At 32.9% G+C, this 11,739-nt stretch carries 10 protein-coding genes and 1 other RNA gene; 5 read left to right on the top strand and 6 right to left on the bottom strand.

Annotation, left to right across the window (positions count from 1 at the left end):
* Together AC061C_RS14435 and AC061C_RS14440 are read left to right on the top strand one after the other, a co-directional pair.
* On the top strand, positions 1-441 hold a 441-nt coding region (locus tag AC061C_RS14435; RefSeq protein WP_478291760.1), incomplete at its 5' end, for a DUF4138 domain-containing protein.
* A gap of 176 nt (positions 442-617) precedes the next feature.
* Positions 618-893, top strand: a complete 276-nt coding sequence (locus tag AC061C_RS14440; protein WP_478291761.1) for a molybdenum ABC transporter permease — start codon at positions 618-620, stop codon at positions 891-893.
* Positions 894-1,215: 322 nt separating this feature from the next.
* Here AC061C_RS14440 and AC061C_RS14445 read toward each other — a convergent pair whose 3' ends face one another.
* Positions 1,216-2,283: a DUF932 domain-containing protein gene (locus AC061C_RS14445; protein WP_478291762.1), complete on the bottom strand. Its 1,068-nt coding sequence runs from the start codon at positions 2,281-2,283 to the stop codon at positions 1,216-1,218.
* A 45-nt stretch (positions 2,284-2,328) separates the two neighbouring features.
* Complete coding sequence (locus AC061C_RS14450) at positions 2,329-2,721, bottom strand: single-stranded DNA-binding protein (protein ID WP_478291763.1); 393 nt, start codon at positions 2,719-2,721, stop codon at positions 2,329-2,331.
* 1,075 nt (positions 2,722-3,796) lie between these two features.
* Between AC061C_RS14450 and AC061C_RS14455 the strand changes: the two genes are divergently transcribed.
* Positions 3,797-5,353 (top strand): recombinase family protein, encoded by a 1,557-nt coding sequence (locus tag AC061C_RS14455; RefSeq protein ID WP_478291764.1) that lies wholly within the window; start codon positions 3,797-3,799, stop codon positions 5,351-5,353.
* On the opposite strand, the gene ssrA is transcribed toward AC061C_RS14455, so the two are convergent.
* Together ssrA and AC061C_RS14465 are read right to left on the bottom strand one after the other, a co-directional pair.
* Positions 5,308-5,704, bottom strand: a transfer-messenger RNA (tmRNA) gene (ssrA, locus tag AC061C_RS14460). The two genes, AC061C_RS14455 and ssrA, sit on opposite strands and share 46 nt — an antisense overlap.
* 308 nt (positions 5,705-6,012) lie before the next feature.
* Positions 6,013-7,212 carry a serine hydrolase domain-containing protein gene (locus AC061C_RS14465; protein ID WP_478291765.1) on the bottom strand — a complete coding sequence of 400 codons (1,200 nt, stop codon included), beginning with the start codon at positions 7,210-7,212 and terminating at the stop codon, positions 6,013-6,015.
* A 246-nt stretch (positions 7,213-7,458) separates the two neighbouring features.
* Here AC061C_RS14465 and AC061C_RS14470 point away from each other — a divergent pair, with 246 nt between their 5' ends.
* Both AC061C_RS14470 and AC061C_RS14475 read left to right on the top strand, forming a co-directional pair.
* Complete coding sequence (locus AC061C_RS14470; RefSeq protein ID WP_478291766.1) at positions 7,459-8,661, top strand: NAD(P)-dependent oxidoreductase; 1,203 nt, start codon at positions 7,459-7,461, stop codon at positions 8,659-8,661.
* 328 nt (positions 8,662-8,989) lie between these two features.
* Positions 8,990-10,051: a tetratricopeptide repeat protein gene (locus AC061C_RS14475; RefSeq protein WP_478291767.1), complete on the top strand. Its 1,062-nt coding sequence runs from the start codon at positions 8,990-8,992 to the stop codon at positions 10,049-10,051.
* A 79-nt stretch (positions 10,052-10,130) separates the two neighbouring features.
* Here the strand turns inward: AC061C_RS14475 and fumC are convergent, their stop codons facing one another.
* Together fumC and AC061C_RS14485 are read right to left on the bottom strand one after the other, a co-directional pair.
* Positions 10,131-11,528, bottom strand: a complete 1,398-nt coding sequence (fumC, locus tag AC061C_RS14480) for a class II fumarate hydratase (RefSeq protein ID WP_478291768.1) — start codon at positions 11,526-11,528, stop codon at positions 10,131-10,133.
* Positions 11,529-11,539: 11 nt separating this feature from the next.
* Positions 11,540-11,739, bottom strand: a 200-nt coding sequence (locus AC061C_RS14485) for a hypothetical protein (protein WP_478291769.1), incomplete at its 5' end; no start/stop codon positions are given.

The raw sequence follows: 11,739 nt of genomic DNA on the forward strand, positions 1-11,739 counted from the left end.
GAGATATACAAGCAAGACAAACCCTTTATAAAACAAATTGGTACAAGAAAATTTGGAATAGAATTTCTCTTAAAAGGTATTTATATTAACGACGACAAATTTTATTTTCATACACAAATTAAGAATTCAAGCTTCGTTTCATTTCCGATTGATTTTATAAATTTTAAAGTGATAGATAAAAAGAAAGCCAAACGCACGGTTGTACAAGAAGTAATTAAACAACCAATACGAGTTTATAACGCTATCGATGAGGTACAAGGAAAAACGGTTTCCAGAAATATTTTTGTTTTGGATCAATTTACGATCGCTGATGACAAAGTACTTCGCATAGAACTCCATGAAAAAAATGGTAGCCGATTGCAAGTTTTGGAGATTAAAAACAGCCACTTACTTAAATCCAAGTTAGTTAAGAAGCAACATACAGCGGAAGATTTAGAGTAGTGATCAAAACTAAATAACAAGTGATTGCTTTACTAGATATAGTTTAGCAGTCACTTTGATTTTAAAAATTATAAAAAAATTTAACTATCTTTAAATAAGACACTTGTTGTTAGGTTGTTGCTAGTTTGTTGCTTTTTTTTGTAAATTTATAAAGTAATTTTTATAAATCTTTGAATATGAATCCTGCATTGTTTTTAGGTATAATTGCTCTAATTATAGGTGTAAGCCTTCGATATTGGATCAACAGACGCAAGTTTGACAGACGGAGTCCAATGGGAGTTGAGGGGTTTTCGAGTTACGAAAAATCAGTAGTAGTAACATTCTTTGAAAGAGTGACCATATGGATTTCCATTGGATTAATTTTTTTTGGTCTTCTTATGTTATGGAGTTATTCGAAAAAGGAGTCAAACGAAAAGAGGCCAGCTCCAATCAAAGTAGAAAATTTGCAATAATAAAGCGGCATTCTTTTGCTTCTTTTCTTTTGACGCTTTTGTGGAAAGAAAAGAAGACAGAAATAAGTAATAGGATAACGAATATCCTATCATTCAACTCGAACCTTTTCAGAAAAAATAGAAGGAAGCATTGCGTACTGATTACTTTTTTCTGAAGTGGTTCAACCTGCTTCTTCAAAAAGACTTTCCCGACCATTTGGAAGGGAAGGTCTTTTTGAAGTTCAAAATTGCAGTATATATATTCCGTAATACAAGAATTTAAAACTAATAAAAATAGACGGCCACTGCCAAAGTGGGCCGTCTATAGTTTTTAAAAGGATTATTAATTAAAGCAATTCACACCAAGTTTTTGAAAATTAGTACAGATTTCAAAAGCTTTTTGAGATTTTAATTGAGCAGTACCCCCAAAAATAATAGATTGCAATTTGGCTTCGGTATCCTTATAGCTACGTACATTTTGGTAGTAGCCTGTTACAGCGTTGTAAGCTCCAAACAAAGTTCCTTTTGTAGTGTTCATTTGTTGTGATTCACTTGTCATAGCATAGGCAAAAGCATCTTCAACGGTATTTTTAAATACTGTGGATATTTCGTCATCATTTCCAGTTTTTAGATGTTGTAAGGTTTCTTTGTTAGGGCATAGTGCGAATTGGATCATTTTTTTAATCTCATTGTCGGCCACTTTTACTTTTGCCCAATTATTAAAAATGTCCTCTAAATGATTGCTAAATTCGTTTGCCAATCCCATTACTTTGTGCGCATTCTCCAAACGTTGTTTTGCTCCTGAAGTATGGCGTATGCGTACTACATTACTCATATTGCGAAGAGATGCGTTTAGGGTATTTTGGCAAACAATCCTAACGGGTGTAAATGCTGCCGTAATGCTTCCGCTACCATCGTGTGAAGTAGTGAGGAAAATATATTTTTCTGTAACATCATCACCATTGCCAACACGAATATAGTCCGGTAATTTAGCCGTAATAAAAATACGTTCTCCATTTCCTAAAGCGCCTGCAGTCTCGTACAAAATCCCATCCGTACCACCTACAATGGCATCGAAGAAACTAAATGCTTCACGATTTTGTACGATGTGATACTCTTTACCGACTACACCCAAAATAGCATTGTTATCCGTGCGTATAGTAGCAAAATAATTGGGTACGTTTACTTCGTTGCCCCTTATTTCTAAACTGTCAGTAGGATCAATTATGTTTGATGCGTTGGTATAAAGAGGACTTTTTATAACTTCATAATCAAGTCCTGCGTGTTTAATAGCTTCGGCGCTTGTTGGATAGTCTGCTACTATTTGACCTAAACCGTGCCAAGCTTTTTCTTGTACGCTAAAAAAGGAATAACGTCCTGTTCTTTCATTGAAATTTAAATTGTGTGCCATGATATTAAAATTTTAAAAGTTAAAAAAATGATTAAGTATTTAGTGTTAAAATGGTAGATCATCTATAGGTTCTTGTATCATAATCTTTGTATTTTCTTGTTTTACGATAGCCTGTGTATGTTCTATTTTCTTATTATTTCCATGTAATTTAATAGTAGATGTGTGAAAATTTAAGCTAGATCTTAGTTCTCCGTTATTAGCAGTCCAGGCTCTTGTACTTATTCTGCCTGTTAGCTCTACTAAAGCACCTTTGATGAGTATTTTTGCTACATTTGGACTTATCCAGTAGGAGCAATCAAAATAGCTAGTTTGCTCTATGCGTTCGCCTTGCTTATTTCGATAACTATCATTGATAGCTACTGAAAAATTCACTACTTTTTTGTCCTGCGGTGTTGTGTGTACATCCGCATCCCTTGTCAATCTTCCGATGATGTTCATGATTTTTTATTTTAGGATTATTTTTTAAATTAATTTATTCGGTAATGAGAGGAGGTGCTGTTTTGTTTCACTCTAATTCCAATATAAATAGTATTAAATTTCATTGTTGACATTTTTTTTATTCATCCAAAGAGCCGGAGTATGCTATGTTTCGTTTCGAGAGCATAAAAGGTTAGTGTTTAGCAAAAACAAGGTTTTATCAAATAAATACTACCCGAATGGGTGGAGATTTTTTGATAAACCCGTAGGGCTTGACCTTTTTTTTGCGTTAAAAACACTAGAATACCTTTGCTCTTGAAATGGGACAATTTAGCATACTGGTTTTTGAATAGTAATAGACTGGAAGCAAGGTTGCAAAGAGGATTGTATGGGATTATAAAGTACAAGGTGACTCGTCAAATAAATAGTATGTAATATTATCAATCAACTATTTATCCAAAATAATGGTATGGCTAGATAAGCCATGAAAAAGGATCTTGAAAATTATGGATACGTAGCCGCTTAAATTTTCAAGATTCTTTTATTGATTATCCGACTAAGCTCTTTTGTGCTGAAGCGTAGCGGAAGTATAAATGTGCTTTGAGGATTGTATTGAATTATAATTGCTGCTCTTTAAATTGTTTATAATTTCAATTTTACAAAAATGAAAAATTTCTTAAGTGATTTAATGTTTTAGATTAGTGTGAAATAACTAAAGAATACGACTTAAATCGTCAGCCTTTTATTGGTAGTCTGTGAGGTATAAGGAATTACGATTTACTATTAAACAGAAGTTGTATAAAGTCAAGATTGTATTAAATAATAGACATTTGTAGTCAAATTGTGTCTTTAGATGACAGTGTACAGTTTATGAAATGGTTCTCTTTAAATTTAATCAACTAATTTTTATTGTTAACATTACAATTATCATTTAGTTGCTTAACGAAGAAAGGGAGGTTGTTTATGGAGGATGAAGTTAAAGACTTGATTAATATAGATATAGACTTGTTAAAAGATATAAATAATATTGAGAAAGAACAAAAATTTGTAAATTTGATGGTCGATATTATTATCACAATCACATTAAACGAATTAAATGAAAAGAGCGATTAGATATTTAAGGTTCAGTCAATTGGGGCAAAGTAATGGTTCGATTGAAAGGCAAGAGCTTTATACAGATCAGTGGCTACAATTTAACAATGTTGAATTAGCTGATACTTTTATTGACCGCGGAAGAAGTGCAAAAACATTTGATCGCCCCGATTTTATAAAGCTTCAAGCGTTTATTTCCAAACATTTTAAAAGTGTTGATTATCTTCTGGTAGATCAGATGGACAGGTTTAGTAGAGATGCCGGTGAAGCAATGAGTATGGTTAAAATGCTACAACGAAAATACAGTATTCAAGTTGTAAGTGTCACTGAGGGAATAACATTTGATTATGATACGCCAGGAAGCTTTTTTAGGGCAGGACTACAACTTCTGTTAGCAGAAGAAGATAATATTAATAGAAGTATTAAAATCAGAGGTGGTTTATATACGGCTAGAGCAAAAGAAGGACGATATATTGGAATTAAGGCTCCCTTCGGCTATGTTAAATCTGGTGAAGGAAAAGCTAGAATGCTAGTAATTGAAGAGTCTCAGGCCAAGACAATTAAATTTATGTACGATTCTTATCTGCATGATATTCCACTTTATATAATTAAAGAACAAGCGTTTAAACTGGGGTTTAAAGCGAGAGGGAATACTGCAGTTGAGAGGATTTTGACAAATCCTGTTTATGCAGGTATGTTGCAGGTACAGGGTTATAAAGAGTATCCTGGAGGAATCTTTCCCGCAATACATGAGGCAATAATTGATAACACAACTTGGCAATTGGTGCAAAATAAAATGAAGAAGCCTGAAAAAATCAGGACAATATTGGATGAAAACTTACCACTTCGGGGGATTTTAAAATGTCATTGTGGAAACATACTTACAGGTGCTCCATCAAGAGGAAAATCTGGAAAGTATTTTAACTACTACAAGTGTAAAACGTCTAAACATAATAATATTAGCGCACTCAAAGCACACAATCAGCTTGCTGAAATTTTTGAGCTGATGAGTTTGCCACAAAATATAATATCTGATATTAAAAAGTCATCTGTTACAAAAATGGAAGAGAATTTAAAATCTAATAAACTTGTAATAAACCAAAAGAAAATTCTACTAGATGCAGCTCAAGAAAAAATGTTTTCTGTTGAAGAGAAATGGATTAAAAATGAGATATCTAAAGAAACATATGATAGATGGTATACCACTTATAATACCGAAGTCACATCTTGCAAAGATTCTATCACTCGTCTAAGCCATGTAGATAAACATGCATTTACAATTTTACAAAAAAACTTGGATTTACTTGTTGATTTAAAATCAATATATAATCGAGCTACTATTACCCAAAAGAGAGAATTTGTAAAGTTGGTGTTCGACAGCAACTTATACTATCAGGATGGTATCTATCGAACACCTACAATGATTGATTTATTATCTCGTAATCAGCTGTTAATGAAGGAAAAAGGTTTGCTTTTATATGATAAAAAAAGGGATGATTTTTCAATCATCCCATCCAGTGGAGTCGCCGGGAATCGAACCCGGGTCCAAACAAGCAACTAAAAAGCTTTCTACGCGTTTATTTCCTGATTGAGTTTTCGATAGTGTGCTAGGCCAGAAACAGCCACACGCTACTTATCTTCTTAATTTTGAAATCCACCCGAAGCTCATGGAAATCTAGGTTTATTTTTACGGTTCTCCTGGACTGAACGCCACAAACCAAGGCTTTCAAGGAGAATCCAGCTTTCCTATCTGATAGGAACGTGGCGTAATCGTACTATAATTCGGATTATGCAGCTAAAGCGTAGTTATTTTCGCCGTGTAAAATGGTAAGATCTTATATTTACGAGCAAGGTCTCAATGCTCGACGTGCTTACTGATCAATTCGACTTGCTGTCAAAACCAGTCGACCCCTTTTTATTTAAAATCAAAAACTGAATTTAAGTCTGCAAATGTACACTTTTTAACTTGAAAAAGTAGTGCTAAATCATACTCAATTAATATTACTTTATTCTTTTATTGGTCTCAAAAATAGTTAAAACTATGTACTTTAGTGCATTTCCCTTTCAGGTTCTAAAAATATTTACCGCAAATTCGCAAATTATTTTTTACGTTGCAAGTCTTTAAATTTGCGAATTTGCGGTGGATTTTACATTTTAACCTCGCAGACTTTCAGTCTGCCAAACAAAATCTATGGACTTTAAGACCATAGTGGTTTAGTTTTATTCGTCTTTCAATTTGAAGGGATAGTCTCCAAACAACACTGCTAGTTTCCTTACGTCGTATGTTTTTCTGGTAAATTTATTCGACAGTGCAATTATAGTGACGCCTTCTTTTCTTAGCGTAATGTAGGATGATGTATTCCCATGCCACCAACCGTTATGAAAATAGAAGTTTTGCCCTGTTTGCCAATTAATCATTCTAATTCCTAATCCATAATTTTTGGTACCCTTTCTTTCGTTGCTATACCCTTGGTATACTTGTTTTTGAAGATCAGGAGTCAAAAATTTTGAACTACTTCTGGCTCTATCAAATTTCAATAAATCTCGTGGCGTAGAATAAATATTTTTATCGCCATAAATTGCATCCAAGTAGTCTTTGCCAATTTCTACTTTGTTTCCTTTATAAGAGGTAACGGCAGAATCTTTATCCCTATCGTAGTCAAAAACATAAGTATTTTTCATGCCCAGCGGTCGAAAAATAATTTGGTGCATGGCATCTTTATAGGAAAGTTTTGTAATTTTTTCGATTATTAAAGCCAACATCGCATAATTAGTATTGCAATAACTAAAGCGTGTGTCTGTTTTAAACTCTAAACCAATATTTTTTGTTGCCATAATGCTCAAAATATCTTGGTTTGTTAATATGTTATGCCTATCCCAAACTGTTTTGTCACGATCTGTAAAATAGGCATAATTACGCATACCGCTTCTGTGATTCAACAAGGTTCGAATGGTAACATCTGGATAGGGGAATTCCTTTAAAATTGTGTTTACATTCTGATCTAAGTCAATCCTTTTTGCATTCACTAATTTTAGAATTGCAGTGGCTGTGATCACTTTACTCACTGAGGCAATGTGCAGTGGAGTAGATTTGGTAATTAGTGTTTTAGCTCTAAAATTAGAATACCCTTCGTACTGTTCGTAAATAATTTGGCCATTTTTAGCAACCAGAAAACTTCCGTTAGCACTATTGTTAGGCCAGTTTTTTTTGTAAAAAGAGTCTATAGAAGCCTTTTTTGTTTGAATATATTGAGCGGTTAACTTTGGCTCAGATTCTTTTAAGGGCTTCATTGCAGGCAATGTACTTTTAGGGAGTTGTGCATCGTTTAATTCGATTTTCTTTTTCTCTTTATTGCAAGAGCTCAAAACCAAAAAAAGAAGCGATATATGTAGTATCTTTGTGTTTTTTGTAAAATTCATTGTCAAAGTGATAGAAAAGCAAATATATAGAATCAATGTCTTTTGATACACTGTTTTTTTGAAACCTTAACAGTACTTTATAACTAAGCATTCCTTGTGTTTTTGTATCGTTTTGTACATCAGTGTTTAAAAGTATCTTACTTCCCGAATTGTACTAAAAAATAAATCATTTTTAGATTAAATTGTTATATTTGTAACAATAATGTATTGTAAAGTTATATTTAAAATAATAAGATAAGAGAATATATGAAATTTGGAATCATAAAAGAAAGAAAAAATCCACCAGACCGAAGAGTTATTTTTTCACCAGATGAGCTGACGAGATTGAAAAATCAGCACCAAAATTGTTCCATAAAAGTAGAAAGTTCTGATATTCGGATTTTTACTGATGCGGAATATTCAAATGTAGGAATTGAAGTTGCTACTGACATCAGTGATTGTGATGTATTATTTGGAGTTAAAGAAGTTCCTCTAGAAAATTTAATTCCCAATAAGGCTTATTTCTTTTTTTCACATACTATAAAAAAACAGCCCTACAATAGAAAATTATTACAGGCAATTTTAGAAAAAAATATTGATTTGTATGATTACGAAACTATTGTAGACGAACACAATCGCAGATTAATAGGTTTTGGTCGCTATGCGGGAATCGTAGGTGCATACAATAGCATTAGAGCTTTCGGAATAAAATTTGAGTTATTCAAATTGCCAAAAGCAGAAACATTATCTGGTAAAGAAGCTTTAATTTCACATTTAAAACGCTTGGTTTTACCACCCTTAAAATTTGTAATTACGGGAACTGGAAAAGTAGGAAATGGTGCCAAAGAAATCTTGGATGCTATAAAAATTAAGGAAGTTTCAGTTGAAAATTATCTAACAAAAAACTATACACAACCAGTCTACACCCAGATTGATGTTTTGGATTATAACAAACGCAAAGACGGACAAGTATTGGATTTTAATGACTTTTACGACAATCCAAAGGACTACATTTCAGATTTTGAGCGATTTACAACGATCTCTGATGTTTATATTTCTGGGCATTTTCATGCCAATGATGCTCCCGTAATTTTAAGTCGTGAGATGCTGCAATCCAAAGATTGTAAAATTAAAGTTGTTGCTGATGTTTCCTGTGATGTCAATGGCCCTATTGCTTGTACACTTCGATCATCTACAATTGCAGAACCTTTGTATGGTTACTTACCAACAGAGCATAAGGAAGTTGATGTTTTTCATCCTGCAGCAATCGTAGTTATGGCAGTTGATAATTTGCCATGTGAATTACCAAAAGATGCCAGCGAGGGATTTGGAGAAATGTTTTTAGAACATGTTTTTCCTTCTTTCTTCAATGGTGACAAAGATGAAGTACTAAAAAGAGCTAAAATAACTGAACAAGGAAAATTGACTCCAAGATTTAGTTATCTGCAAGATTTTGTAGATGGGAAGTAATTTTTATTCTAATACGTTTAAAAAAACAGTTGTAAAATTAATTTTGCAACTGTTTTTTTTTATCGATGGCTAGCATTTTTTATAAATCAACTTTTTTGTTTCTTCTATATTTTATTGATTCGATTAAATTTTTGCACAAAAGACGATTATTTTCTTTTTTAGCCTCTCTTTTCTTATATTAACACAAAAAATCGATTTTTTTTGAAATTTTAAGATTTATTAGTTTTAAAAACCAAAATAATAATCTAATTTGCCTTCGACAATGTTTAATTATATGTTAAAATAAGAATTGTCTTTATTATAAGGAACCATTAACCCAAAAAGACCAATGAGAACGAACTTTACATTACTATTATTTTTACTTATTTCTTTTACTGGATTAGCTCAAAAAAATGAAATTAAACAGGCTCAAGCCGAATTTAAAAACGGTAACTTAAATGGAGCTTTATCTACATTAGTGAAAAGTGAATATTTAATTATTAATGCAACCTATGATGATAAGTCTGAATTTTATAAGTTAAAAGCAGAAATCTATAAAAGTATTGCAGACAAAAATATTGACCCTGGGGCAAACTTAACTGCTGCTGTTGCTGCTTACAACCAATTGATGTTTGAGGAAGATCTAGGCCAACAATATAAATATACTTTGAAAGCAAAAGAAGCTATTAAGTTGATTAAAACTGAAATGGAAAATAGTGCCAATAAGGATATTAAAGCTGAAAAGTACGCTGACGCAGCAAAAAAAATGTATAGTTTGTATGAATTAGATAAAAAAGACACTATTAATCTATACTTGTCTACATCCTATTATATGAAGATTAAAGATTATGATGCGGCTCTTGTGAACTACAAATTATTACGCAAAATAAACTACACAGGCAAAGGAATGGAGTACTATGCTGTAAATAAGAAAACAAATGTAGAAGAGTTGTTTTTATCCGTTAGTGATAGAGACATTAATATAAAAGCGGGTTTACATGAAAGACCAAAAAATGTTTCGGCTAAATCTAAAAAGAATGAAATTTTCCTGAATATGGGTTTCATTTACAGCGAAAAAAAAGACTTAAAATCAGCTGAAAATATTTACAAAGAGATGATTGCATACAGTCCTAAAAGTACGGAACCTTACTTAGAATTAGCATATACCTTGCTGGATCAAAAGCGAGCTTTAAGTGAACAAATGAGTCTTTTGGGAACTACAGCAAGTGAAATGCTTGCCTATGATAAACTAAAGTTAAAAATGGATGATGTCGTTAAAGAGGCCATTTCATACTTAGAAAAAGCAAATGCAATCGAACCCAAGAATACAATTGTTTCCGATTTATTGCTTAAATTATATCGATCAATGGATTTAACTGCAGAATACAATGCGCTAAAAGCTAGATTGTAATTTCCATAAATTATTAAACATAATAAAAGCCCTGTAATTTATAAGAATTACAGGGCTTTTTGTTTAATTCAGAGGTTTATTATTTGAGACTTCCAACCATATCTTCGGGTTTAACCCAAGCATCAAAATCTTCTGGAGTTACATAACCCAAACGAACGGCTTCTTCTTTTAAAGTAGTTCCGTTTTTATGTGCAGTTTGTGCAATTTCGGCTGATTTATAATAGCCTATTTTTGTATTCAAAGCCGTTACTAACATCAATGAATTGTCAACCAATTCTTTGATGCGTTTGTGATTTGGTTCAATTCCTTGCGCACAATGTTCGTCAAAAGACATACAAGCATCACCTAACAATCTAGCTGATTGCAAGAAATTTGCAGCCATTAGGGGTTTAAAAACATTCAATTCATAATGACCTTGCATTCCTCCAACAGTAATAGCAACATCATTTCCCATAACTTGCGCGCAAACCATCGTCAATGCTTCACATTGTGTTGGGTTTACTTTTCCTGGCATAATAGAAGATCCAGGCTCATTTTCTGGGATAATTATTTCTCCAATTCCGGAGCGTGGTCCAGAAGCTAACATTCGCACATCGTTTGCAATTTTATTCAATGAAACAGCTAGTTGCTTTAAGGCTCCGTGTGTTTCTACTATAGCATCGTGTGCAGCCAATGCTTCAAATTTATTTTCGGCAGTAACAAATGGATGTCCTGTAAATTCGGCAATATATTCTGCTACTTTTACATCGTAACCTTCTGGTGTATTTAATCCTGTTCCTACCGCAGTGCCGCCTAGAGCAACTTCTGATAAGTGAGCTAATGTATTTTTAACCGCTTTCAAACCGTAGTTTAATTGCGCTACATAACCTGAGATTTCTTGACCTAGAGTAAGTGGTGTAGCATCCATTAGATGTGTACGTCCTATTTTTACGACAGTATTAAACTCAATAGCCTTAGCGTGTAGTGTATCTCTTAATTTTTCAACACCTGGAATGGTAACTTCTACAACTGCTTTATAGGCAGCAATATGCATTCCTGTTGGGAAGGTGTCATTTGAAGATTGTGATTTATTGACATCATCATTGGCTTTAATAAATTGTTCGCCTTCGCCAATATTAAATCCTTTCAGCACTTGCGCACGATTTGCAATTACTTCATTGACATTCATGTTACTTTGCGTACCAGAACCCGTTTGCCAAATTACCAATGGAAATTCGTTATCTAATTTTCCAGCTAGGATTTCGTCACACACGGCACCTATTGCATCTCTTTTTTCAAGGGGTAATACTCCTAAATCACAATTGGCGTAAGCCGCTGCTTTTTTAAGATAAGCAAAACCTTCAATAATTTCCTTTGGCATGGAAGCCGATGAACCTATTTTGAAGTTATTTCTGGAACGTTCTGTTTGTGCGCCCCAATATTTATCTGCTGGAACTTGCACTTCACCCATGGTGTCTTTTTCTATTCTGAATTTCATTTTGTTGTTATTTAGAAAAAATTATTTTGTTTATTACGTTTTTTAGCCCTGATGGGAATGGAAATCCTTTTATTTTTATTTTCAAAAATAAAAGATTGGAGTGTACAGCGGGAAATAGCTCCAAATTCTGAGTTCAAAAATAAGGATAATTCCTTTTTTATAAAAATTGATTGGTAGTTTTTATAGTTTTTTATTGGTACGAAAAGGAATT

Source organism: Flavobacterium sp. GNP010 (assembly GCF_056428945.1).